The sequence below is a fragment of the Paraburkholderia ultramafica genome (assembly GCF_902859915.1).
Classification (GTDB): Bacteria; Pseudomonadota; Gammaproteobacteria; order Burkholderiales; family Burkholderiaceae; genus Paraburkholderia; species Paraburkholderia ultramafica.
The window spans coordinates 151,351-176,491 of the sequence record NZ_CADIKK010000017.1 but is presented as its reverse complement, the minus strand read 5'-3'; the positions used below and the strand labels follow the sequence as shown (position 1 = coordinate 176,491).

Genomic DNA, 25,141 nt, shown 5'->3' with positions numbered 1-25,141 from the left:
CGTGGCGCGGCGGGCTCAGATTCCGGCCAGCGAGCGCACGTGCGCGACCACGCTGCGCCCGAGCGCCGACAGGTTGTAGCCGCCCTCGAGACAGCTGACGATCCGCCCGCGCGCATAGCGCTTCGCGATCTCGCGCACCTGATCGGTGATCCACGCGTAGTCGTCTTCGACGAGTCCCATGTTGCCGAGGTCGTCCTCGCGATGCGCGTCGAAGCCGGCCGAGATGAACAGCATCTCCGGCTTGAATTCGTGCAGGCGCGGCAGCCACAGCAGGTCCACCGCCTCACGCACCGCCATGCCGTTCGAACGCGCCGACATCGGCACGTTGCACATGTTGGGCGCCTGGTTGCCGGCGCCGGTGAACGGATAGAACGGATGCTGGAAGATGCTGCACATCAGCACGCGCGGGTCGCCCGAGAAAGCCGCTTCGGTGCCGTTGCCGTGATGCACGTCGAAGTCGATGATCGCGACACGCTCCATGCCATGCACGTCGAGCGCATGACGCGCGGCGATCGCGACGTTGTTGAAGAAGCAGAAGCCCATCGCGCGCGCCGGCTCCGCATGGTGGCCGGGCGGACGCACGCTGCAGAAGGCATTGTCGTAGCGGCCTTCGATCACCGCGTCCGTCGCTGCCACCGCGGCGCCCGCCGCGCGCAACGCGGCTTGCAGCGTGTACCGGTTCATCGTCGTGTCGGGGTCGATTTCGGCGAGGCCTGCGGCGGGCGAACGGCTGCGGATGTAATCGACATGCGCTTGCGTATGCACGCGCAACAAAGCGGCCTCATCGGCGAGCGGCGCCGACTCGCGCTCGATCAGCGAGTCGATGCGGCTCGCGATCAATTGATCTTCGATCGCCTGCAGGCGCGCGGGACATTCGGGATGCCATTGCCCCATGTCGTGCAGCAGACAGTCGGCGTGAGAGTAGAAACCTGTTGCCATGATTTTTTTTCTGCGGCGCGGCGCCTTCGATGCGCGCGCAGCGTGTCTCCTTCCAGGGGGGCGCACCCTCGGCGCGCCAACATTCGTCAAGTTACCACACGATGCCGCCGTGGCGCGTTCAGCATGGTTTTGCGGAAGGCGTCGGGTATACTGCCCCGATCTGTTTTTCCCCTGTCTCTCACGCACTGCGCCCCTTGCTCACTATGACCGTCAAGCTTGCTCTGTCCGCACGAAACCGGCTTCGCATCAGCACGCTGGCCGCCTCTCTGTCCGTCGCATCGTGCATGTTCATGGCAACCAGTCCGGCGTTCGCGCAAAGTGCCAGCAAGAAGCCGCCGGTGCTGATCGCGCAAAGCCAACCGCAACCCACTGTGCCGCAAGGGCAAACGTTCGAGGAAGAGATCATTCCGCAGCGCTACGCGAATAATCCCAATGTCGACGCGTTCATCAACGACATGGTCGCGCGCTACGACTTCGACGAACCGGCACTGCATGCCTTGTTTTCCGGCGTCAGCTATTCGGCGACCGCGGTCAAGCTCGTCACGCCGTCGCCTTCGCCAACTGTGAAGAACTGGCGCGTGTACCAGTCGCGCTTTCTCGACCCGGTCCGCATCAATGCCGGCGTGCGCTTCTGGCGCGCGAACCAGGCCACGCTGCAACGCGCATACGAAGAGTTCGGCGTGCCGCCGGAGATAATCGTCGGCATCATCGGCGTGGAGACGATCTACGGTCGCTACATGGGCAACTTCCGCGTGCTCGACGCACTGACCACGCTCAGCTTCGATTACCCGAACACCGCCAATCGCGCGGATCGCCAGGCGACCTTCCGCAAGAATCTCGAAGACTACCTGGTATGGACGCGCGACGCGCAGATCGATCCGACCACGGTGCTCGGCTCCTATACCGGCGCGATCGGCATTCCGCAGTTCCTGCCGAGCAGCATCGTGCAATACGCGGTGAATTACGACGGCAACAAGCGGATTGACCTGCGCACCAGCGAGGCGGATGCGATCGGCAGCGTGGCGAACTATCTGCGTCAGAACGGTTGGGAAAGCGGCCGGCCGGTGGTGTGGCGGATCGGCTCGGACGCCGGCAGCCTGGGCGTTGCGCAAGCGGCCGCCGACGGCCAGCCGGAGCCGCACTGGCCGCTCGACCAGTTGCTGCGCGCCGGTCTGCTGCTGAACGAACCGGGCGTGGATGTCGCGGCGGAAGCCGGTACGCCGGTGACGGTGGTGGACCTGCCGTCGCCGGGACGCGGCACCGAGTTCAAGCTGGGACTGAAGAACTTCTACGTGCTGACGCGCTATAACCGCAGTTTCTTTTATGCGCTCGCGGTGTATCAGTTGGGTCAGCGGGTCAAGGCGCAGATGCAGGCGGGCGATGCGGCGAACGCCGTCAATGGCGCGGCGCCGCCGAACGGGGCTTCGCAATAAAGCCTGGTGCGGGCGCCGCGCGCGCTCCACCGAGCGACATAAAAAAAGCGCCGGCCGGCGCTTTTTTATTGGCTGGCGTAACGACGCTCGCTCAAGCGGGAAACACCCCAGTCGACAGATACCGGTCGCCGCGATCGCAGACGATGAACACGATCGTCGCATTCTCGAGCTGGCGCGCGACGCGCAGCGCCACTTCGCACGCGCCGCCCGACGAGATGCCCGCGAAGATGCCTTCGACGGATGCCATCCGGCGCGCCATGGCTTCGGCCGCGGCCTGGCTCACGTTCTCGACGCGATCCACGCGGCTGCGGTCGAAAATTTTCGGCAGATAGGCCTCCGGCCATTTGCGGATACCTGGAATGCGTGACCCTTCCTCGGGTTGCGCACCAATGATCTCGATCGCCTGATTCTGCGTTTTCAGATAGGTTGACACGCCCATGATCGTGCCGGTCGTACCCATCGACGACACGAAGTGCGTGATGCGCCCTTCGGTGTCGCGCCAGACTTCCGGGCCCGTGCCCTCGATATGCGAGGCCGGATTGTCCGGATTCGCGAACTGGTCGAGGATGGTGCCCTTGCCTTCGCGCTGCATCTGTTCGGCCAGATCGCGCGCGTACTCCATGCCGCCGGTGACGGGCGTCAGAACGATCTGCGCGCCATACGCCGCCATGCTCTGACGGCGTTCCACCGACAGATCTTCCGGCATGATCAGGACCATCTTGTAGCCACGGATCGCGGCCGTCATCGCGAGCGCAATGCCGGTGTTGCCGCTGGTCGGTTCGATCAGCGTGTCGCCCGGCTTGATGCGCCCGCGCGCTTCCGCTTTCTTGATCATCGACAAGGCCGGGCGATCCTTCACCGACCCCGCGGGATTATTGCCCTCCAGCTTCGCAAGAATCACGTTATTGCGGCTGCGGATCTCGTCGTCAGGGAGTCGGACGAGTTGCACGAGCGGCGTATTGCCGATCGTATCTTCAATCGTTTTGTAGGCCATATCGGTTCTGGTGCTGTCGATGCGCGGAGTCTTCAATCCATCGATTCTAAACCACCATGCCCGCGGCTGCCGTTCGGCCCTTCTGCCCGCATGGATGCACGCGATCACCGGCGGCGTGTGCGACGCCATCCCGACCTGCAAGAAGCGGTACTTAAGCCGTGCGCTCGCCACGCAAAAAGCCCGCGGCTGAGCACCGCGGGAGCCAGTCATCTGCATGACAGCTGAAGGAGTGCTCTTTTCACTCCGACCATGAAGGGGGCGACGGTAGCGAACCGCGCGCGCAGTGAGCAGCCCTGCGCGCACGAGCCGCTTCAGGCTATTTCTTCACCGCCACAGAGGGATTGCTTTTGGACGCGTCGGCCGAAGCGGCCGCGCCTTTGGTCTGTGCAGACGCCGCAACCTGCGCGTTAGCAGCCGCGCCAGCCGGACCGACAGCGAGACCCTCCGCCTGCAGGCGCTCGACGGTATGCCCGCCCAGGCCTTTGACGCGCTTGCCGAGATCGGCCGGATCCTTGAACGGACCATGCGCTGCACGCTCGTCGAGAATGGCTTTCGCTTTGGCAGGACCGATGCCCTTGATGCCGCGCAGCGCGTCCTCGTTGGCGGTGTTGACGTCGACCGCCGCATACGCGTGGCCGAAAGCGGCGAGCATGGCCGCGGTAACCAGAATTTTTCGAAACATATGGAATCTCCCTCGTACAACCGGTTGGCGACCATCACCAACCGGGAGATTCCAGTTTAAAGAGGGATCCGAAAGATTTACACCTGGCCGAATAGCCAACGTATGTAACGATCGACCCCTTCCTGCACGCTCAGGAACGGCGCGTCGTAGCCGGCCGCGCGCAGCTTCGACTGGTCGGCTTGCGTGAAGCACTGGTACTTGCCGCGCAGTGCGTCGGGAAACGAAATGTATTCGATCAGCCCGCGCTGCACCTGATCCGCGAGTGACAGCGCCGGTTCGTGGTTCAGCGCGCGCAAGGTATTGACCACCGTGCTCGCGATGTCGTTGAACGGTTGCGCGCGGCCGCTGCCCAGATTGAAGATTCCCGACTTGTCCGGGTTGTCGAGGAAGAACAGGTTGACCTTCACCACGTCTTCGACGGACACGAAATCGCGCGTCTGCTCGCCGGCGGCATAGCCGTTGTATTCACCGAACAGCTTGACCTTGCCTTCGGAGCGGAACTGGTTGAAGTTGTGAAACGCGACCGACGCCATGCGCGCTTTATGCGTTTCGCGCGGCCCGTACACGTTGAAGTAGCGAAAGCCCGCAATCTGGCTCTTGGCGGTGGGCAGCACGCGGCGAATCACCTGATCGAACAGGAACTTCGAATAGCCGTACACGTTCAGCGGCTGCTCGACTTCGCGCTCTTCGACAAAGCGGCTCGATCCGCCATACGTGGCCGCCGACGACGCGTACAGAAACTGGATGTTCTGCGCGAGGCAGACATCGAGCACGTCGCGGCTATAGCGGAAGTTGTTGTCCATCATGTAGCGGCCGTCGGTTTCCATCGTGTCCGAGCAGGCGCCTTCATGGAAAATCGCGCGCACCTTGCCGAAGTCGCCGCGCCTGAAGCGCTCGACGAATTCGGTCTTGTCGAGATAGTCGTCGATTTCGCAGTCGACCAGATTCTTGAACTTGTCCGCGCGCGTCAGATTGTCGACAGCGATGATGCGTTGTTCGCCGCGCTCGTTGAGCGCCTTCACGAGATTGCTGCCGATGAAACCGGCCGCGCCGGTGACGATGAGGGTCATGATGATCCTGCGGTAATGAGCCTTGCATGGGATCGGAGTAAGCGCTAAAGCGCTAACTCCGATCGACAGCCTTGCATGGGATCGGAGTAAGCGCTAAAGCGCTAACTCCGATCGACACATCCAGTTGACGCCCGCGAATCCCTGTTGCACGTCGCCGGCAGGCGCATGGCCAGGGATCCGGCCGGCCGCATCAATGAAAGAGTTCGTCGTAGTCGACGGTGGCGGTGCCGAGTTTGCCGACCACGATGCCGGCCGCGCGATTCGCGAGGCCAACCGCTTCGACCAGCGTGAGACCCGCGCCCAGCATGGCGGCGAGCGTGGCGATCACGGTGTCGCCCGCACCCGAAACATCATACACTTCGCGGGCGACGGCCGAAGCGTGCAGGACGCCGTCGTCGGAGAAGAGCGTCATGCCCTCTTCCGAGCGCGTCAACAGCAACGCCTTGAACGCCAGCTCGGCGCGCAGCTTCGTCACGCGCGCAAGCAGATCCTCTTCGGATTTCCATTGACCGACGACCTCGCGCAACTCGGCGCGATTTGGTGTGATCAGCGTCGCGCCGCGATAGCGCTCCCAGTCATCGCCCTTCGGATCGACCAGCACCGGCTTGCCCGCTGCATTCGCCTTCGCGATCATCTGCGTGACGTGGGTCAGGCCGCCCTTCGCGTAGTCGGACATCAGGATCACGTCGTGCAACGGCAGCAACTCGTCGAAACGCGCGAGACCCGCGAGCAGCACTTCGTGCGCCGGCGAGTTTTCGAAGTCGACCCGCAGCAACTGCTGCTGACGCGACAGCACGCGCAGCTTGATCGTGGTGAGGAGCGCCGGGTCGCGTTCGAGATGCGGCGTCACCCCGCTTTCGCTGAGCAAATTGACGATGCGCTCGCCGGGTTCGTCATGGCCGACCACGCACAGCAGACCGGCTTGCGCGCCGAGCGCGACCGCGTTGCGCGCGACGTTCGCCGCGCCGCCGAGGCGGTCTTCCTGGCGCTGCACATGCACCACCGGCACCGGCGCTTCCGGCGAAATACGGTTCACGTCGCCGAACCAGTAACGGTCGAGCATCACGTCGCCGACCACCAGCACGCGCGCCGCGCTGAGCTGCGCGCGCGGCACGACCGGCAACTGCGGCGCCGGTGTGGACGCGGGAGCCCCCGGCATGGCCTCAGGCATCGGCCGGAAGTTCAGAGGGTTGGGCATATGGGCGTCCAATCGAGTGATAGTCGATGCCGAGTTCGGTCATCGCGTCCGGTTCGTACAGGTTGCGGCCGTCGAAAATCAGCGGTGACTTCAGCACCGATTTCAGGTGCACGAAATCCGGACTCTTGAATTCCTTCCATTCGGTCACGATCACGAGGGCATCGGCGCCGGTCAGCGTTTCGTCCTGCATGCTCGTGAAGGTCAGACGCGCGAGTTGCTCAGGCGCATCGTGCAGATCGATCGCGAACACGCGACGCGCTTCAGTCACGGCGACCGGATCGTACGCGCGCACCTGGGCGCCGCACGCCAGCAGTTCGGCGATCACACGACGGCTCGGCGCTTCGCGCATGTCGTCGGTATTCGGCTTGAACGCGAGGCCCCACACCGCGAACGTGCGGCCGCTCAGATCTTCACCGAGCCTCGCCGTGATCTTGTGAATCAGCACGTCCTTCTGCCTGTCATTCACGTCCTCGACCGCTTCGAGAATGCGCAGATTGTGGCCGCTCTCGCTGGCGGTGCGAATCAGCGCCTGCACATCCTTCGGGAAGCACGAGCCGCCGTAGCCGCAACCGGCATACAGGAAGTGATAGCCGATCCGCGGGTCCGAGCCGATGCCGCGACGCACCGCTTCGATATCCGCGCCGACCCGGTCCGCCAGATTCGACATCTCGTTCATGAACGAGATGCGCGTGGCGAGCATCGCATTGGCCGCGTATTTGGTGAATTCGGCCGAGCGCACGTCCATGTACAGCGTGCGTTCGTGATTGCGGTTGAACGGTGCGTACAGACGCTTCATCAGTTCGCGCGCACGCAGGCCGGCTTCATCTTCGTCGCTGCCGATCACGATGCGATCGGGGCGCATGAAGTCGTCGACGGCCGCGCCTTCCTTCAGAAACTCGGGGTTGGACACCACCGAAAAGCGATGCTGTGCGCTGTTGCCAAGCCCGCGTTTGGCCAGTTCCTCGTCGATCACCGCGCGCACTCGCTGCGCGGTGCCGACCGGCACCGTCGATTTGTCGACGATCACCTTGAAGCCGTTCATCGTGCGGCCGATGTTGCGGGCCGCCTCGAGCACGTATTGCAGATCGGCCGAGCCGTCTTCGTCCGGCGGCGTGCCGACGGCGATGAACTGCACGTCGCCATGCGCGACGCTCGCTTCGACATCCGTCGAAAACGTGATGCGGCGAGCCGCGCGTGTGCGGGCGATCATCTCCTGCAAACCGGGCTCGTGAATGGGCACGCCGCCGTTGTTGAGGATTTCGATCTTGCGCGGATCGACGTCGAGACAGAATACGTCGTGACCGATCTCGGCGAGACACGCGCCAGTGACGAGGCCGACATAGCCCGTGCCAATAATGGTGATTTTCATACGCTTTCTGGTAGAGGGTTCCGGTGATGATTGCCGGTCATGATGCCGGTGATGATCTCGTTGCGAACTCCGCCCGCGCAGACGCTGCCGCCATAGGCGCGGCGCGGCGGCCGCGCGGCCGAAGCCGCCACCGCCGCCGTAGCGTCAGCTCGACGCGGTAATTGGTTCGACGCGACGCGGTGCATAGGTTTCCCACCCGCTGCAACCTGGGCACTGCCAATAGAAAAGCCGCGCCCTGAAACCGCAATTCTGGCACGTATAGCGCGGCAGATTTTTGGTGCGCTGACGGATCAGCGTACGCATCAGTTCGAGCTCGCTGCGCCGCGGCTCTTCCGCGACGGCTTGCTGCGCCTCGAGCAGGCGCGTCATGCCGGCCAGATTCGGCGACTTCTGCATCTGCGAGCGCGCCAGCGCGTGCGCCGCATCGGGCCCGCGCAACGACGCGACGTGCTGATAAGCCACATCGAGCAAATCGTTGCTCGGATGGCGATCGACCCACGTGGTGAGCAGGTCGGCGCCATCCTGCGGACGGCCGAGCGCCTCGTAGGCCTTCATGATTTTTTCCGCGACCAGCGGCAGATAGGCCGGATTCTGTTCCTCGACGCGCCGCCACTGCGCAATGGCCGCTTCCTGCGCACCGCCGGCGGCGTCGACGTCACCGAACAGGATCGTCGCGCGCACGTTGGTCGGGTTCGCCTTCAGCGCGAAGCCGAGTTGACGGCGGGCTTCGTCCGGGCTTTTCAGCTGCAGCGCTTCCTGCGCGAGTTCGCAATGGAACTGCGCGATTTCCTTGTCGAGCGATTCGGCGCCCATCGTTTCCAGATGGCGCGCGGTATCGATCGACTTGACCCAGTCTTTCTCGATTTCGTATATGGTGAGGAGCGCGCGTTGCGCGCCCAGCGCGTAGTCGCCGGTTTCGAGCGAGCGGAAGGTTTCCTCCGCACGATCGAGCAAGCCCGCTTTCAGGAAGTCTTGCCCCAGTTCGTAGAGCGCGTGATCGCGCTCGCTGACCGGCAGATCGGCGCGGCTCAACAGATTCTGATGCACGCGAATCGCGCGGTCCGTTTCGCCGCGGCGCCGGAACAGGTTGCCCAGCGCGAAATGCAGCTCGACCGTTTCAGGGTCGAGCTTGACCACTTCGATGAACGCATCGATCGCCTTGTCCGGCTGCTCGTTGAGCAGGAAGTTCAGGCCGCGGAAATACGAGCGCGGCAGGTTGGCGCTTTCGGACAGCAGCGTCTTGAGGTCGTAGCGCGCAGCCATCCAGCCGAACGCGAAAGCGACGGGTATGACAAGCAGCCACCAGAAGTCTAGATCCATGCGATTAATGCAAATGTGCGGGAAAGCGGGAACGGAAAGCCGCGCTCAAACCGCGCGGCAGAAGGAATTTCAGATCAGCGGCGGCATGGGCGGCTGCTCGACCACCACCGGGGTTTCGCGCGCCACGCGCAACTCGCGCTTGAGCCGGCCATTTTCCATGCGCAAGCGCACCATCGCCGGCATCGACGACACCAGGCCGGCCAGCAGCCCCACCACGAAGAACGCGAGGCCGATCAGGATCAAAGGCGCCGGCCACGCGTAGCCAGCGAGGAAATTCAGCGTAGCAGGTTGTGTGTTGGAGAGCGCCAGCACCAGCAGCAGCACGAACACCAGCACACGGATCAACCAGACGATAAATTTCATGAATAGGTCTCTTGACGGCAGTTGCGGGGTGACGCCGGCTTGATGACGCGTCGCGCCACGGTGTCGCCCGCGCCGAAGTGACCCGTATTGTAATTGAAGCCCTCGCGGCTGGGCAGGAAGTGGCGGATTGTGGACTTACGCGAGGTTTATCTTGCCGCAAACGGATGCGTGGGTGCGTGCGTCTGATTTGCGTGACTAACAGGTGCGTGGGCATGCGTAGCTGATCGCAGGAGCGAATGTGTGGACACGCGTAGCTGATTGCCGGATTGCGTGGGCTGCAACGCAGGCCTGCACGCATGCGAACCAGAACCCAAACCAGCCGCGAAAACGCCGCTCGAAAAGTACGGACGAAAAAAAAAGCGCCCGAAGGCGCTTTTTCTGGTCTTTTGCCGACTGGCTTTGGCCGCTGACGCTACCAATGCCACGCTGCAAAACGCACAACGGAGCATTTACAGGTCGTCATCCGGCTCTTCGACCTTCAACGGCTCGCCCGCGCGACGATCCACCCGCTCACGCAATTCCTTGCCCGGCTTGAAGTGCGGTACGTACTTCTCAGGTACCAACACCTTCTCGCCCGACTTCGGATTACGTCCGACGCGGGAGGGACGGCGGTTGAGGCCGAAGCTGCCGAAGCCGCGAATTTCGATGCGATGACCGTTGGCAAGCGCCTCCGACATCGCATCAAGCATCGTCTTCACCGCGAAATCCGCATCTTTGAGTACAAGCTGCGGAAATCGCGTAGCCAGCTGGGCGACCAGTTCCGATTTGGTCATACTGCAGCAGACCTCTCAGGCTTACTGGTTCTGGCCGTCGAGCTTGGCCTTCAGCAGCGCGCCGAGGTTCGTCGTGCCGGTGGCAGCCGTGCTCGAATCCGACGAAGCCAAGCCACGGATGGCTTCCTGTTGCTCAGCCGAATCCTTGGCCTTGATCGACAGGTTGATGCCACGCGACTTGCGATCGATGTTGATGATCATCGCGTTGACCTTGTCGCCTTCCTTCAGCACGTTGCGAGCATCTTCCACGCGGTCTTGGGCGATCTCCGAAGCGCGCAGATAACCTTCGACTTCCGCCGACAGCTGAACCACCGCACCCTTCGCGTCCACCGTCTTGACCACGCCGTCGACGATCGAACCCTTGTCGTTCATGGCAACGAAGTTGCTGAACGGGTCGCCTTCGAGCTGCTTGATGCCCAGCGAAATACGTTCCTTCTCGACGTCGATGCCGAGAACGATCGCTTCCACTTCGTCGCCCTTCTTGTACTTGCGAACTGCTTCTTCGCCCGTTTCGCTCCACGACAGGTCCGACAGGTGAACCAGACCGTCGATGCCGCCCGGCAGACCGATGAAGACGCCGAAGTCGGTGATCGACTTGATTGCGCCTTGCAGCTTGTCGCCCTTCTTGAAGTTGCGGCTGAAATCGTCCCACGGGTTCGGCTTGCACTGCTTCATGCCGAGGCTGATACGGCGGCGGTCTTCGTCGATTTCGAGAACCATGACTTCGACTTCGTCGCCCAGTTGCACGACCTTCGACGGTGCAACGTTCTTGTTCGTCCAGTCCATTTCCGACACGTGGACGAGGCCTTCGATGCCCGATTCCACTTCGACGAATGCGCCGTAGTCGGTGATGTTGGTGACCTTACCGAACAGGCGCGTGCCCGACGGGTAACGGCGCGAGATGCCTTCCCACGGATCGTCGCCCAGTTGCTTGATGCCCAGCGAAACGCGGTTCTTCTCTTGATCGAACTTGAGGATCTTCGCGGTGACTTCCTGGCCAACCGACAGCACTTCGCTCGGGTGACGCACACGACGCCATGCGATGTCGGTGATGTGCAGCAGGCCGTCGATACCGCCGAGGTCCACGAACGCGCCGTAGTCGGTGATGTTCTTCACCACGCCTTCGACGATCGCGCCTTCCTTCAGCGTTTCGAGCAGCTTTGCGCGCTCTTCGCCCTGGGTCGCTTCGATCACGGCACGGCGCGACAGCACGACGTTGTTACGCTTGCGGTCGAGCTTGATGACGCGGAATTCCAGCGTCTTGCCTTCGTACGGGGTCGTGTCCTTGACCGGACGCGTGTCGACCAGCGAACCCGGCAGGAACGCGCGGATGCCGTTGACCATCACGGTCATGCCGCCCTTGACCTTGCCCGTGATCGTGCCGGTCACGAGTTCGTTGTTGTCGAGAGCCTTTTCCAGCGACAGCCACGAAGCGAGGCGCTTCGCCTTGTCGCGCGACAGGATCGTGTCGCCGTAGCCGTTTTCCAGCGCGTCGATCGCGACGGAAACGAAGTCGCCCGCCTGCACTTCTACCTCGCCCGCATCGTTGAGGAACTCTTCGAGCGGGATGTAGGCTTCGGACTTGAGACCAGCGTTGACGACCACGAAGTTGTGGTCAACGCGCACGACTTCGGCGGAGATCACTTCGCCGGCGCGCATGTCTTGCTTGGTCAGCGACTCTTCGAACAGAGCCGCAAAAGATTCGGTATTCGGGGTAGAGGTTTGCAGGTCGGACATAAAAATCAAAATTTGCATGGTTCGCGCGGTGCCCGGCTGGCCGGACGGTCAGCCACAACGGCCAGGAATGCGAATGCCACGCGGGGTTAAAGGGTTAATACAACGCTTCACGACAACGGTGAAGCACCTACCGACAACGAGATTTTTACTGCACCAGCCGCTGATGTACAACTCGTACTTCCATCAGGCTTGCGGGACTAAAGCTTCATACCATTGCACCACCTGCTCGACCGCCTGGTCGACCGACAATGCGGAGGTATCAAGCAGCTTTGCATCCGCTGCGGCCTTGAGCGGCGCGGCTGCGCGCTGACTGTCGCGCTCGTCGCGCTCACGCAAATCCCGGAGCAAGTCATCTATATTAGCAGAAAATCCTTTTTGGATCAATTGCTTATGCCGGCGCGCCGCGCGGGCCTCGACGCTGGCGGTCATGAACACCTTCAGCACGGCGTCCTGGAAGATTACCGTGCCCATGTCGCGGCCATCGGCAACCAATCCCGGCTCCTTGCGGAAAGCCCGCTGACGCGCCACCAGCGCGGCTCGCACGGGGGCGTGCACGGCGATCGCCGACGCGCGGCTGCCGACTTCCTCGGCGCGAATTTCGGCCGACACGTCGGCGCCGTCGAGCTGCGCGAGCCCCTCGCGAAACGTGATATGCAGGTCGTCGATCAATTGGACAAGGGCGTCGGCGTCGTCTGCCGCGACGCCGTAGCGCAGGCTGGCCAGCGCGGCAAGCCGGTACAGCGCGCCGCTATCCAGCAGGTGAAAACCGAGGCTCGCGGCAACCAGCGCGGCCACGGTGCCTTTGCCGGAGGCACTCGGGCCGTCGATCGTAATGACGGGCGTCTGGTGAAAAGGACGGGTCGGTTTCATCGAAAAAGTCGCACGTCAGTCGATTGTGGGTCGAATCATGGTTGGGCAAGCGCGGTGAAGCGCTCGAAATAATCGGGGAAAGTCTTGCCGACGCACTTCGGGTCGTTGATCCGGACCGGCACGCCGCCCAAGCTCACGAGCGAGAAGCACATGGCCATCCGGTGGTCGTCGTAGGTGTCGATCGAAGCGTTCGGAATCAGCTTTTCGGGCGGCGTGACGACGAGGAAATCCTCGCCCTCCCGCACCTTGGCGCCGACCTTGCGCAGCTCCGTCGCCATCGCGGCGATCCGGTCGGTTTCCTTCACGCGCCAGCTCGCGATGTTGCGCAGCGTGGTCGTGCCGTCCGCGAACAGCGCGGCGACGGCGATCGTCATCGCGGCGTCGGGGATCAGGTTGAAGTCCATGTCGATCGGATCGAGCTTGCCGTGGTCGTTGCCGACGCCGCGCACTTCGATCCAGTCGTCGCCCATCTGCAAGTTCGCGCCCATCTTGATGAGCGCATCGGCAAAACCGACGTCGCCCTGGATGCTCGCGCGGCCCACGCCTTCCACTCTCAGCGGGCCGCCGCCGAGCGCGCCGGCCGCGAGAAAATACGATGCGGACGACGCATCGCCCTCCACCATGATCGTGCCCGGCGACCGATAGCGCTGCCCCGCCGGCACGACGAACTGGTGCCAGCCATGACGCTCGACCTTGATGCCGAAGCGCGCCATCAGCTTGATAGTGATCTCGATGTACGGCTTCGAGATCAGTTCGCCGTCCACCTGCACGGTGCTCACGCCGCTTTGGGTGCGCAGCAGCGGCAGCGTCATCAGCAGCGACGTCAGGAACTGGCTCGACACGTCGCCGCGCACGCGGATCGGCGCGTCGGCGGCAATCTGCGCCGGGCGAATCCGCAGCGGCGGATAGCCTTCGCTCTCTTCGTAGTCGATCTTCGCGCCGATCTGGCGCAAGCCGTCGACCAGATCGCCGATCGGCCGCTCGTGCATGCGCGGCACGCCGTGGATCCGATAGTCGCCGCCGTTCACGGCTAACGCCGCGGTCAGCGGACGCACCGCCGTGCCCGCATTGCCAAGGAACAGATCGGCCTGGCGCGCGGTGAACGCACCGCGCGTGCCGGTCACGACGCAGGTGTCGCCGTCGCGCTTCAGACGCACGCCGAGCTTTTCGAGCGCGTCGAGCATCACGCGGGTGTCGTCGGAGTCGAGCAGGTTCGTGATCGTCGTTTCGCCTTCGGCGAGCGCCGCGAGCAGCAACACCCGGTTCGAAATGCTCTTCGAGCCTCGCAGACGAACCGTGCCGGACGCACGAGAAAATGGTCCGAGATCGAGGAATTCCATGATTGAGTCCAGTTTCCGGTTATTTCGACGCGTCGCTCTGGGCCATGCCCGTCGCGCGCTGTTCCTGCCACTCGGTGCGCGCCACTCGCGAACGCGCGAAGATGGCTTCGAGCGCGGCGCCGTCGGCGGCTTCGATCGCCGTGCGCAGGCGCGCGAGCACTGCCGTATAGGCGTCGAGCTCATCGAGCAGCGCGATGCGATTGGCGACGCACACGTCGCGCCACATTTCCGGGCTCGACGCGGCGATGCGCGTGAAGTCGCGGAAGCCGCCCGCCGCGAATGAGAATTTCAACGCGGCGTCGGGCGAATTGAGAATCTGCTCGACCAGCGCGAACGACAGCACATGCGGCAAATGACTGACCGATGCGAACACGCGGTCGTGCTGCTCGGGCGTCATTTCGCGCACGAGGGCGCCGGTGGCGCGCCACATCCCCGCGACCCGCTCGACCGCTTGCGGCGCATTCTCCGGCAGCGGGCACAGCACGACGTTGCGGTTCACATACAGATCGGGCAACGCGGCGTCCACGCCGCTCGACTCACGGCCGGCAATCGGATGTCCCGGCACGAATTGGCCGATCCGCGCGCCGAGCGCTGCGCGGGCCGCGCCGACCACGTCCGATTTGGTGCTGCCGGCATCGGTGACGATCGTGTCCGCGTCGAGATACGGCGCGATGCGCGCGAGCAGCGGCTGCGTCTGCGCGACGGGCGCCGCCAGCAGCACGAGGTCCGCGCCGGACAGCGCTTCACGCAGCGCGGCGTCGTCGTTCAGCGCCGCGGCGCCGTCGATCACACCCAAGGCCAAAGCGCGCTCGCTCGACGCGGACGAGCGTCCGACGCCGATCACCGTGCGTGCCCCGTCGGCCTCGCCGCGTTCGCGCAGCGCGCGCGCGAGCGATCCGCCGATCAGGCCGACACCAAAAATCACCAGCTTGTTAAAAGAAAACGCGGCCACGTCGGTCACAGAAAAAGCGCGCCACTCATGCCGATGAGGTTTGCCGATCAGGCGCGCGGGTCAAGGATTACCGCTTACGCGGTGGCGAGCGTCTTTTCGAGCGCCGCGAGGAACGCTTCGTTTTCTTCCGGCAGGCCGATCGTAATACGCAGCCATTGCGGCAAACCGTAGTTGCCGACCGGACGCACGATCACGCCCTGCTTCAGCAATTCGAGGTTGACGCGGTTGCCGGCCGCTGCGTCGTCGCCGACACGCACCAGCACGAAGTTGCCGTCCGACGGCACATACTCGAGACCGAGCTTGTCGAACGCGTCGGTCAAACGGCTATAGCCTTGCGCATTCAACGCCGCGCTCTTCTCGAGAAACGCCTTGTCGTTCAGCGCGGCGATCGCCGCGGCTTGCGCGAGCGTGTTCACGTTGAACGGCTGACGCAGACGATTCAGCAGATCGGTCAACTCGGGCTGCGCGATCGCGAAGCCGACGCGCAGCCCGGCGAGGCCGAACGCCTTCGAGAACGTGCGCGACACCAGCAGATTCGGGTAACGGCGCACCCATGCGATCGAGTCGTAGCGCTTTTCTTCCGGCAGGTATTCCGTGTACGCCTCGTCGAGCACGACGGCCACATGGCGCGGCACCTTGTCGAGAAACGCTTCGAGCTTCGGACCTTCGATGAACGTGCCGGTCGGGTTGTTCGGGTTGGCGACGAAGACGAGGCGCGTGTCGTCGGTGATCGCGGCGAGCATCGCGTCGAGGTCATGACCGTATTGGACGGCCGGCACGACGATCGCGCGTGCGCCCACGCCTTGCGTGGCCAGCGCGTAGACCGCGAACGAATACTGCGCGAAGACGATCGACTGCCCCTTTTCCACGAACGCATGCGCGGCGATTTCGAGGATGTCGTTGCTGCCGTTGCCGAGCGTGACCCAGTCGGCCGGCACACCATAGCGTTCGCTCAACGCGGCCTTCAGCTCGAAGCCATTCGCGTCCGGATAGCGGCCCAGTTCGCTGGCGGCTTGCACCATCGCGCGTTGCGCCGACTCCGGCATGCCGAGCGGATTCTCGTTCGATGCCAGCTTCACGATGGTCGCTTCATCCAGACCGAACTCGCGGGCCACTTCCGAAATCGGCTTGCCGGCGATGTAAGGCGCGATCGCGCGCACGTAGGAAGGACCGAAAGACACTGTCATGAATATCTCCGAACGACTATGAGTAGTTGAATGTGCGGCTGGGCGGCTGACTGCCGCCCGCGTCGCATTACCTGCATCCAGTTGCCGGCTTCCCGTTAGCGGGCGCGCGGATACGAACCGAGTATCTTCAGGAACGCGGCCTTCTCGCCGAGTTCGGTGAGCGCGGCGGCAACCGCCGGATCGTCCCGATGGCCTTCGACGTCGATGTAGAAGTAGTACTCCCACGTGCCGACGCGCGCCGGACGCGATTCGAAACGGGTCATCGACACGCTATGGCGCGCGAGCGGCTCCAGCAGCTTGACCATCGCACCGGGTTCGTTCACGACCGAAACGATCAGCGAAGTCTGGTCGTAACCGCTCGGGCCAGCCGGCTGCTTGCCGATCATCACGAAGCGCGTGCGGTTGTGCGGGTCGTCCTGGATCAGCGCGTTCACCACCTGCAAACCGTAATGGGTCGCGGCGCGATCGCCGGCGATGGCCGCGACGGTCGGATCTTCCGCCGCCATCCGTGCCGCCTCGGCATTGCTCGACACCGCCTGACGCTCCAGATGCGGCGCGTTCGTCGACAGCCAGCGCTGGCATTGCGCGAGCGCCTGCGCATGCGCGCACACCCGCTTCACGCCGGTCAAACCGCCGTCCAGCGTCAACAGATTGTGGTGAATCGGCAAGGCCAGTTCGCCGCCGATCGTCAGTTGCGTTTGCAGCAGCAGGTCGAGCGTGCGCGACACCGCGCCCTCGGTCGAATTCTCGACCGGCACGACGCCGAATTCCGCGGCGCCCGCTTCGACCGAGCGAAACACTTCGTCGATCGACGGGCACGGCAGGCCTTCGATCGACTGACCGAAGTACTCGTGCATCGCCTGTTCGCTATAGGTGCCGACCGGCCCGAGGTACGCGGCCTTGATGGTCTTTTCGAGCGCACGGCTTGCCGCCATGATCTCCCGCCAGATCGCGCTGATGTGCTCGCTCGCGAGCGGCCCTTCGCTCATGTCCTGCAAACGCGCGATCACCTGCTGTTCGCGCTCGGGCCGGAACACCGGCGCGTTGAAATGCTTCTTGACCTCGCCCACTTCGAGCGCCACCGCGGCGCGTTGATTCAGAAGTGCGATCAACTGCGCATCGAGCGCGTCGATGCGCTCGCGAAGGGGTTTGAGTCGGGTATTGAGTTCGTCGTCCATGCGTGAAAACGGTCCTGCCAGGTAACTGCTGGAAAGGATGCGCACGCCTGCTAGTCAGTGTGACTCAGGCATTGCGCTGTTCGAATTCCTTCATGTATTCGACAAGCGCTTTGACGCCTTCGAGCGGGACGGCGTTATAAATCGACGCCCGCATGCCGCCGACGGACTTGTGGCCCTTTAGCTGCACCATTCCCCGCGCTTTCGCGCCGGCCAGGAAATCCTCGTTGCGCGACTCGTCGGCGAGAAAGAACGGTACGTTCATCCGCGAGCGCGAGCGCCGCTCGACCTTGTTCAGATAGAAGCCGCTCGCGTCGATCGCGTCGTACAACAGCTTCGACTTCTCGAGATTGCGCGCTTCCATCGCGGCAAGGCCGCCCTGCTTCTTCAACCACTTGAACACCAGCCCGGCGATGTAGATCGCGTAGGTGGGCGGCGTGTTGTACATCGAATTGTTCTCGGCGACGATCTTCCATTCGAACGCCGACGGGCAGATCGCCTGCGCGCGATCCAGCATGTCTTCGCGCACGATCACCACCGTCACGCCGGCCATGCCGATATTCTTCTGCGCGCCGCCAAACAGCACGCCGTATTTGGCGATGTCCATCGGGCGCGACAGGATGTGCGACGACACGTCCGCGACGAGCGGAATATCGCCGAGGTCGGGGATCTCGAACGTTTCGACGCCGTGGATGGTCTCGTTCGTGCACAGATGCACATACGCGGGATCGTCCGACAACTGCCACTCCGAGCGCGCCGGCGCCCGCGTGAAACCGTCCGCCGTCTGACCGCTGGCGGCCAGATGCACGGTGCCGTACTTCTGCGCTTCCTTGAAAGACTTCTGCGACCAGGAACCGGTAACGACGAAGTCCGCACGCGGCTTCGCGCCGAGCAGGTTCATCGGCACGATTGCGTTCTCGCCCAGACCGCCGCCCTGCAGGAACAGGATGCGATGGCTTGCCGGCACCGCGACCAACTCGCGCAGATCGACGAGCGCGTCCTCGTGGATCGAGGTGAATTCCTTGCCGCGATGGCTCATCTCCATCACGCTCATGCCACTGCCCTGCCAATCGAGCATCTCGTCGGCTGCCTGGCGCAGCACTTCTTCGGGCATGGCCGCCGGGCCGGCTGAGAAATTAAAGACGCGCATCGTGAAGTCCTGGAAGCGGGCGCGAAAAATGAAAGATCGCGCAAAAAACGGCGAAGGTGGCAGCCACAAAGGCAGCCACGGTGAAACGGGCCACGCGAATTCGACGACACGGATTCGTTAGCGCGAACCGGCCAAAGCGAATTACCACAACGAATCCGCCGAGCGAATCTGCCAGGCGAATCTGCCAGGGATTTCGCGCCGAAAAAGAAAATGGCCGTCTGCGCGCGTGCGCAAACGGCCATTATCGCATTGTCACCGCCAACCCGCCAAACCCGGCACGCGGTACAGCCTACCTGGCGCGCCTACCAGCGGCGGCTCGCGCGAGGTCAGCGCAGCCTTTCGACCCGGGAATTACTTGGCCGGCTTGACCGAAGCGACTTCCTTGTCAGCCTGGTCACGCGTTGCCTTGATCGATTGCGGCATGTACTTCTGCATCAAACCGTTCACGACGTCGCGGCCAACCTGGTCTTGCACCTGGATGAACTTGCGGCCGGTCGGGCTCTTGTAGAACGTGGTCAGATCCTTGATTTCCGACGTGCTGTAGTACTTCGCGTAAGCGTCGTACTGAGCCTGCATCGCGTCCTGACGGAAAGCGTCCGTTGCGAACACCTGACCTGCACCGTCTACCAGCTTCGGCACTGCATTCTTTTGCAGCGCCGGGACGGAAGCCTGCTTCTGCTTGTCCGTCATCGTCTTGTTTTCGCTCAGCGCGTCCGACAGGATAGCCGGAACCAGTTGCTTGGCCTGCATCTGCGCGCTGTTGCCGATCGCGCCGACCAGCTTCTGTGCGTCGATTGCGTCCAGCAGGTCCTTGATCGCAGCCTGCTTGGCCGGGTCAACCGGTGCTGCGGCAGCAGCCGGAGCCGCCGGGGCCGCCGGGGCCGCCGGGGCCGAGCTTTGCAGTGCTTGAGCCATAGCGAAGGTCGGCACGAGGGCAGCCAGCAACATCAGCTGTTTGAATCGTTTTTGCATCATTACTCCCTGAGAGAAATTAACTTGGACTGCGCGCTGCGCGGGATACGTATCGATCCAACACGCCATTAATCCCGGCGCAGCTTAGCTTTCAACCATTAACTGAGACTGAAATCTGCCGACGCGATCAGGCTGCACCACCGTCTTCACTGCCGTTGTCACCTTCGGCAGGACCTTCGGCGTCGCCTTCCACATCACCTTCCGCTTCCGCCTCAGCAACCTGTTGCAGACCGGAAAGCTTGGTCCCTTCGTCAAGGCTGATGAGTGTAACACCTTGGGTTGCACGTCCCATTTCGCGGATTTCCGACACGCGCGTACGAATCAGCACGCCCGTATTGGTGATCAGCATGATCTGCGCTTCCTGATCCACCAGCGTCGCTGCGACGACCTTGCCGTTACGCTCCGACGTCTGGATCGCGATCATGCCCTTCGTGCCGCGCCCGTGACGGGTGTACTCGATGATCGGCGTGCGCTTGCCGAAGCCGTTTTCGGTGGCGGTGAGCACCGACTGCTGCTCGTCGCCGGCGACCAGCAACGCGATCACGCTCTGTCCGTCTTCAAGCTGCATGCCGCGTACACCGCGGGCCTCGCGGCCCATCGGACGCACGTCGTTCTCGTCGAAGCGAACCGCCTTGCCCGAATCCGAGAACAACATCACGTCATGCTCGCCGTCCGTGATGGCCGCGCCGATCAGGTAATCGCCGTCATCCAGACCGACCGCAATAATACCCTTGCGCAACGGGCGGCTGAAGGCTTCCAGCGGCGTCTTCTTTACCGTTCCCAACGCGGTGGCCATGAACACGAACTTGTCGGCCGAGAATTCCTTCACCGGCAGCACGACCGTGATCTTTTCGCCTTCCTGCAACGGGAACATATTGACGATCGGGCGGCCGCGAGAGTTCCGCGAACCTTGCGGAACTTCATAGACCTTGACCCAGTACACACGGCCGCGATTCGAGAAGCACAGAATGTGATCGTGTGTGTTAGCGATGAACAGCGTATCGATCCAGTCGTCTTCCTTCATGGAAGTCGCCTGCTTGCCGCGTCCGCCACGCTTTTGCGCGCGATATTCGGACAGCGGCTGCGATTTCACGTAGCCCGCGTGCGACATGGTCACGACCATCTCCTGCGGCGTGATCAGATCTTCGGTGTTCAGTTCGGTCGCGTTCAGCTCGATCTTCGAGCGGCGTGCGTCGCCGAATTCGGCCTTGATCGACGTGAGTTCGTCGACGATGATCGCCGTAATGCGTTCCGGGCGAGCCAGAATGTCCAGCAGGTCGGCGATCTGCGCCATCACTTCGCGGTACTCGCCGATGATCTTGTCCTGCTCCAGGCCGGTCAGGCGCTGCAGACGCATCTGCAGAATTTCCTGAGCCTGGGTGTCGGACAGACGGTAAAGGCCGTCGGCCTGCATACCGAACGACGGGTTCAAGCCGTCAGGACGATAGGCTTCGCGGCCACCCGCCGACGCGTTTTCGGTCTCGGCGCGCGACAACATTTCTCGCACCAGCGACGAATCCCACGGACGCGCCATCAATTCCTGCTTGGCGATCGGCGGGGTCGGCGCGGCCTTGATAATCGCGATGAATTCGTCGATGTTGGCGAGCGCGACCGCCAGGCCTTCGAGCACGTGACCGCGTTCGCGCGCCTTGCGCAGTTCGTATACAGTGCGCCGCGTCAATACTTCCCGGCGATGCGACAGGAAGCACGACAGCATTTCCTTCAGGTTCAGCAGCTTCGGCTGGCCGTCGACCAGCGCGACCATGTTCATGCCGAAGGTGTCCTGAAGCTGGGTCGCCTTATATAGATTGTTGAGAACGACTTCCGGCACTTCGCCGCGCTTCAGCTCGATCACGACGCGCATGCCGCTCTTGTCGGATTCATCGCGGATGTCGGAAATGCCTTCGAGCTTCTTCTCGTTGACCAGCTCGGCGATACGCTCCAGCAGCGAGCGCTTGTTCACCTGGTACGGCAGTTCGTCGACGATGATCGCCATGCGCTGGCCGCGGTCGATTTCCTCGAAGTGCGTGAGCGCGCGCATCACCACGCGGCCGCGGCCGGTGCGATAGCCGTCGCGCACGCCGGCCACGCCGTAGATGATGCCGGCGGTCGGGAAATCAGGCGCCGGAATGATCTCGATCAATTCGTCGATCGTGGCTTCCGGATTCTTGAGCAGGTGCTGGCAGGCGTCGACGACCTCGTTGAGGTTGTGCGGCGGAATGTTGGTCGCCATGCCGACCGCGATGCCGGACGAGCCATTGATCAGCAGATTGGGAATGCGCGCGGGCAGGATGGCCGGCTCGTTTTCGCTGCCGTCGTAGTTCGGCGTGAAGTCGACCGTTTCCTTGTCGATGTCGGCCAGCAGTTCGTGGCCGATCTTCGCCATGCGGATTTCGGTGTAGCGCATCGCCGCGGCGTTGTCGCCGTCGACCGACCCGAAGTTGCCCTGGCCGTCCACCAGCATGTAGCGCAGCGAGAAGTCCTGCGCCATCCGGACGATGGTGTCGTAAACAGCCGTGTCGCCGTGCGGGTGATATTTACCGATGACGTCGCCGACAATACGCGCCGACTTCTTGTACGCGCGGTTCCAGTCGTTGTTCAGTTCGTGCATCGCGTACAGCACGCGCCGGTGCACCGGCTTCAGGCCATCGCGAACATCGGGAAGCGCACGCCCTACGATCACGCTCATCGCGTAATCGAGATACGAACGGCGCATTTCCTCCTCTAGGGAGATTGGCAGAGTCTCTTTGGCGAATTGATCCATTATCCGTATCTTTTACGTGCCAAGGCGACGGCTACACCGTCGCCTTCGCGTAAGCATTGCAGGCGCAACGCATCACGCGATTCTAACATGCCGTGAATCCGCTCCCGCCGAGGGTACGTATACCTATTAGAGGGCGCTCCCAAAAGCGTCCGTAGACGCGCCGCTTTTGGGCCGGTCAGGCGCGATTCGTGCGTGGGGCGATCCGCCGCTCAGCCATGACTGGCGGCGCGTTCCGGCGATTACTTCTGTTGCGCATGCACCACAATTGAGGGGGGATTTGATCGGGGGCGGATTTTTTTATCGTCGGAAGGGAACGATATGGCAAAATGCCAACGCACAAAGAGTTAGACACTGCTCGAAGTCTACACACCAGGTTTTTTGTTCCGCACCAATGTTATACTTCGAGCAATGTATGACTTGTCTTCGTCAACAGGCTCGCAGTAAACCTGCGGTAATCTCAATTTCGAGAGGAGAAATATGAATAAACTTTCAAAGCTCGCGTTCATTGCAGCTACCGCGGTTATGGCTGCATCCGCCATGGCGCAGTCGGTGCCGGCGTCGCGACAAGCTACCAACGACAACTGGGTGAATGGTACTGGCGAATACGTGTGGATGAACGGCACGAACGAGCTTTGCTGGCGCGACGCATTCTGGACGCCGGCAACGGCCAACGCAAAGTGCGATGGCGCCCTGGTTGCCCAGGCTCCGACCCCGCCGGCTCCGGTCGCACCCCCACCGGCTATCTCTAGCGAAAAGATTACGTATCAAGCTGACGCGCTGTTCGACTTCGACAAGGCAATCCTGAAGCCGGCCGGCAAGGAAAAGCTGGACGAGTTGGCATCGAAGATTCAAGGCATCAACCTCGAAGTCGTCGTCGCAACGGGTCACACGGACCGCATCGGTACGGTCAAGTACAACGACCGTCTGTCGCTGCGCCGTGCTCAAGCTGTGAAGGCATATCTGGTCAGCAAGGGCGTCGAATCCAACCGTATCTATACGGAAGGCAAGGGCCCTCGCAACCCGGTCACGACCGGTTGCAACCAGAAGAACCGCAAGCAACTCATCGCCTGCCTCGCACCGGATCGTCGCGTGGAAGTCGAAGTTGTCGGTACGCCGAAGCAGTAAGCTACACATTACCGCAGTATCAAAGCCCCGCTTCGGCGGGGCTTTTTTTATGGGCGGTTCGCGGCGCACGCCGGCCCGCGCTCCGGCAGCCGCAGGCATTAGCGCAGCACGCCCGCACCGCTGTGGCGCCGCGCGACTGCCGCATTTTTGCCGCCCTGTCCCTCGACCTATATACTCAGGGTTTATCCTCGAGCGCCCGCTCACCGCTCTCATCGAGGCAGCTTCCGCCATGACCAACGCCGATCCCCACGAACTACAGAAATTCAGCGACCTCGCGCATCGGTGGTGGGACCCGAATGCCGAATTCAAGCCGCTGCACGAACTCAACCCCATTCGCCTGAGCTGGATCGACGCCCACGCGCATCTCGCGGGCAAGAACGTGCTGGATATCGGCTGCGGCGGCGGCATCCTGTCCGAATCGATGGCCGGCCTGGGCGCGCATGTGAAGGGTATCGACCTGTCGACCCAGGCGCTCGGCGTCGCCGATCTTCACAGTCTTGAAAGTGGTGTAACCGTCAGTTACGAAGAAATCGCCGCCGAGGCGCTCGCGGCCCGCGAGCCAGGAACGTACGACGTGGTCACCTGCATGGAAATGCTGGAACACGTGCCCCAGCCCGCCGCCATCGTCGAGGCGTGCAAGACGCTGGTGAAGCCCGGCGGCTGGGTGTTCTTTTCCACGTTGAACCGCAACATGAAGTCGTACCTGTTCGCGGTGATCGGCGCCGAATACATCGCGCGGATGCTGCCCAAGGGCACGCACGACTACGCGCGTTTCATCCGTCCGTCGGAACTGGCGAGCTTCGTGCGCGCCGCCGAGCTGCGCACAGCCGACATCAAAGGCATCGTCTACAACCCGCTCAGCAAGCATTTCACGCTGTCCGCCGACACGAGCGTGAACTACATTCTCGCCTGCCGCCGCGACGCCTGATCTGCCCCGACCCACCGGACCTAATCGAACAATGAGCGATCCCACCCCCCTGCCCCAGCGCGAAGACAACGACAACGCCCTCGGTCTTTGCCTGGCCGTGCTTTTCGACCTCGACGGCACGTTAGCCGACACGGCGCCCGATCTCGCGGCCGCCGTCAACAAGATGCGCCACGACCGCGGACTCGAGATGGTGCCGCTCGAAGACCTGCGTCCGCTGGCGTCCGCAGGCGCGCGCGGGCTGATCGGCGGGGCATTCGGCATCGGCCCGGACAATCACGAGTTCACGTCGATGCGCGACGAGTTTCTCGCCAATTACGAAGCGGACCTGTGCATCGAGACCACGCTGTTTCCCGGCATCCCTGAATTGCTCGACGAACTCGACGCACGTGGCGTGCGCTGGGGCATCGTCACGAACAAGGTCGCGCGGCTCACCGAGCCGCTGGTCGCGCTGTTGGGGCTCGAGGAACGCGCGGGCTGCGTCGTGAGCGGCGACACGACTGCGCATTCGAAGCCGCACCCGGCGCCTTTGCTGCACGCGGCGCGCGAGCTGGACGTGGTGCCGGAGCACGTCGTCTACGTCGGCGACGATTTGCGCGACGTGCAGGCGGGCTTCGCAGCCGGCATGAAGACCGTCGCGGCTGCGTACGGCTATTGCGGCAACGATATTCCGCCGACCCAATGGCACGCACAGCATGTCGTGCAATCGCCGGTCGAACTGCAGAAGCTGCTGCGCGATATCGGCTGAAGCACACCTGGCCCGCAACACCGGCATGAAGTGCCGCCGCGGCCGCCACGCCAAT

At 63.0% G+C, this 25,141-nt stretch carries 23 protein-coding genes; 5 read left to right on the top strand and 18 right to left on the bottom strand.

Annotation, left to right across the window (positions count from 1 at the left end; genetic code table 11):
- Positions 1-15 precede the first annotated feature (15 nt).
- Positions 16-939: a histone deacetylase family protein gene (locus tag HV744_RS19505; RefSeq protein ID WP_175151092.1), complete on the bottom strand. Its 924-nt coding sequence runs from the start codon at positions 937-939 to the stop codon at positions 16-18.
- A gap of 284 nt (positions 940-1,223) precedes the next feature.
- On the opposite strand from HV744_RS19505, the gene mltB reads away from it, so the two are divergent.
- On the top strand, positions 1,224-2,372 hold the full coding sequence (gene mltB / locus HV744_RS19500) for a lytic murein transglycosylase B (RefSeq protein ID WP_175151091.1): 1,149 nt from the start codon (positions 1,224-1,226) through the stop codon (positions 2,370-2,372).
- 91 nt (positions 2,373-2,463) lie between these two features.
- Here mltB and cysM read toward each other — a convergent pair whose 3' ends face one another.
- Positions 2,464-3,366, bottom strand: coding sequence for a cysteine synthase CysM (cysM, locus tag HV744_RS19495; protein ID WP_175151090.1), 903 nt, complete (start codon positions 3,364-3,366; stop codon positions 2,464-2,466).
- A gap of 19 nt (positions 3,367-3,385) precedes the next feature.
- Between cysM and HV744_RS19490 the strand changes: the two genes are divergently transcribed.
- Positions 3,386-3,556, top strand: a complete 171-nt coding sequence (locus HV744_RS19490; protein ID WP_175151089.1) for a hypothetical protein — start codon at positions 3,386-3,388, stop codon at positions 3,554-3,556.
- Between the two features lie 126 nt (positions 3,557-3,682).
- Here HV744_RS19490 and HV744_RS19485 read toward each other — a convergent pair whose 3' ends face one another.
- The 16 genes from HV744_RS19485 to gyrA form a co-directional block, all read right to left on the bottom strand.
- Complete coding sequence (locus HV744_RS19485) at positions 3,683-4,048, bottom strand: ComEA family DNA-binding protein (protein ID WP_175151088.1); 366 nt, start codon at positions 4,046-4,048, stop codon at positions 3,683-3,685.
- A 77-nt stretch (positions 4,049-4,125) separates the two neighbouring features.
- Positions 4,126-5,118: an ADP-glyceromanno-heptose 6-epimerase gene (rfaD, locus tag HV744_RS19480; RefSeq protein ID WP_175151087.1), complete on the bottom strand. Its 993-nt coding sequence runs from the start codon at positions 5,116-5,118 to the stop codon at positions 4,126-4,128.
- 190 nt (positions 5,119-5,308) lie between these two features.
- Positions 5,309-6,316 (bottom strand): D-glycero-beta-D-manno-heptose-7-phosphate kinase, encoded by a 1,008-nt coding sequence (gene rfaE1, locus HV744_RS19475; protein ID WP_281363658.1) that lies wholly within the window; start codon positions 6,314-6,316, stop codon positions 5,309-5,311.
- Positions 6,282-7,685, bottom strand: a complete 1,404-nt coding sequence (locus HV744_RS19470) for a UDP-glucose dehydrogenase family protein (RefSeq protein WP_175151086.1) — start codon at positions 7,683-7,685, stop codon at positions 6,282-6,284. The genes rfaE1 and HV744_RS19470 overlap by 35 nt, the downstream gene beginning before the upstream one ends.
- Before the next feature lie 144 nt (positions 7,686-7,829).
- Positions 7,830-9,005 carry a lipopolysaccharide assembly protein LapB gene (gene lapB, locus HV744_RS19465; RefSeq protein WP_175151085.1) on the bottom strand — a complete coding sequence of 392 codons (1,176 nt, stop codon included), beginning with the start codon at positions 9,003-9,005 and terminating at the stop codon, positions 7,830-7,832.
- 69 nt (positions 9,006-9,074) lie between these two features.
- Positions 9,075-9,368: a LapA family protein gene (locus HV744_RS19460; protein ID WP_063496915.1), complete on the bottom strand. Its 294-nt coding sequence runs from the start codon at positions 9,366-9,368 to the stop codon at positions 9,075-9,077.
- A 449-nt stretch (positions 9,369-9,817) separates the two neighbouring features.
- Positions 9,818-10,141, bottom strand: a complete 324-nt coding sequence (locus HV744_RS19455) for an integration host factor subunit beta (RefSeq protein ID WP_074765091.1) — start codon at positions 10,139-10,141, stop codon at positions 9,818-9,820.
- Positions 10,142-10,162: 21 nt separating this feature from the next.
- Complete coding sequence (gene rpsA, locus HV744_RS19450; RefSeq protein WP_175151084.1) at positions 10,163-11,896, bottom strand: 30S ribosomal protein S1; 1,734 nt, start codon at positions 11,894-11,896, stop codon at positions 10,163-10,165.
- Positions 11,897-12,061: 165 nt separating this feature from the next.
- A complete protein-coding gene (cmk, locus tag HV744_RS19445) occupies positions 12,062-12,748 on the bottom strand; it encodes a (d)CMP kinase (RefSeq protein WP_175151083.1) in 687 nt (228 codons plus the stop codon).
- Between the two features lie 35 nt (positions 12,749-12,783).
- Positions 12,784-14,088 carry a 3-phosphoshikimate 1-carboxyvinyltransferase gene (gene aroA, locus HV744_RS19440; RefSeq protein WP_175151082.1) on the bottom strand — a complete coding sequence of 435 codons (1,305 nt, stop codon included), beginning with the start codon at positions 14,086-14,088 and terminating at the stop codon, positions 12,784-12,786.
- A 19-nt stretch (positions 14,089-14,107) separates the two neighbouring features.
- A complete protein-coding gene (locus HV744_RS19435) occupies positions 14,108-15,049 on the bottom strand; it encodes a prephenate dehydrogenase (protein ID WP_175151081.1) in 942 nt (313 codons plus the stop codon).
- Between the two features lie 65 nt (positions 15,050-15,114).
- Entirely contained in the window at positions 15,115-16,227 is a 1,113-nt protein-coding gene (gene hisC, locus HV744_RS19430) for a histidinol-phosphate transaminase (RefSeq protein WP_175151080.1), read from the bottom strand.
- A 95-nt stretch (positions 16,228-16,322) separates the two neighbouring features.
- Complete coding sequence (gene pheA, locus HV744_RS19425; protein WP_175151079.1) at positions 16,323-17,405, bottom strand: prephenate dehydratase; 1,083 nt, start codon at positions 17,403-17,405, stop codon at positions 16,323-16,325.
- A gap of 64 nt (positions 17,406-17,469) precedes the next feature.
- On the bottom strand, positions 17,470-18,552 hold the full coding sequence (serC, locus tag HV744_RS19420; protein WP_175151078.1) for a 3-phosphoserine/phosphohydroxythreonine transaminase: 1,083 nt from the start codon (positions 18,550-18,552) through the stop codon (positions 17,470-17,472).
- Between the two features lie 351 nt (positions 18,553-18,903).
- On the bottom strand, positions 18,904-19,524 hold the full coding sequence (locus HV744_RS19415; protein ID WP_175151105.1) for a DUF2059 domain-containing protein: 621 nt from the start codon (positions 19,522-19,524) through the stop codon (positions 18,904-18,906).
- 127 nt (positions 19,525-19,651) lie between these two features.
- Positions 19,652-22,288, bottom strand: a complete 2,637-nt coding sequence (gyrA, locus tag HV744_RS19410; RefSeq protein WP_175151077.1) for a DNA gyrase subunit A — start codon at positions 22,286-22,288, stop codon at positions 19,652-19,654.
- Positions 22,289-22,765: 477 nt separating this feature from the next.
- On the opposite strand from gyrA, the gene ompA reads away from it, so the two are divergent.
- The 3 genes from ompA to gph all read left to right on the top strand — a co-directional run bounded on the left by ompA (position 22,766) and on the right by gph (position 25,086).
- Positions 22,766-23,413, top strand: a complete 648-nt coding sequence (ompA, locus tag HV744_RS19405; RefSeq protein WP_175151076.1) for an outer membrane protein OmpA — start codon at positions 22,766-22,768, stop codon at positions 23,411-23,413.
- A gap of 229 nt (positions 23,414-23,642) precedes the next feature.
- Positions 23,643-24,341 carry a bifunctional 2-polyprenyl-6-hydroxyphenol methylase/3-demethylubiquinol 3-O-methyltransferase UbiG gene (gene ubiG / locus HV744_RS19400; protein ID WP_175151075.1) on the top strand — a complete coding sequence of 233 codons (699 nt, stop codon included), beginning with the start codon at positions 23,643-23,645 and terminating at the stop codon, positions 24,339-24,341.
- Between the two features lie 31 nt (positions 24,342-24,372).
- Positions 24,373-25,086: a phosphoglycolate phosphatase gene (gene gph, locus HV744_RS19395; RefSeq protein ID WP_175151074.1), complete on the top strand. Its 714-nt coding sequence runs from the start codon at positions 24,373-24,375 to the stop codon at positions 25,084-25,086.
- Positions 25,087-25,141 lie beyond the last annotated feature (55 nt).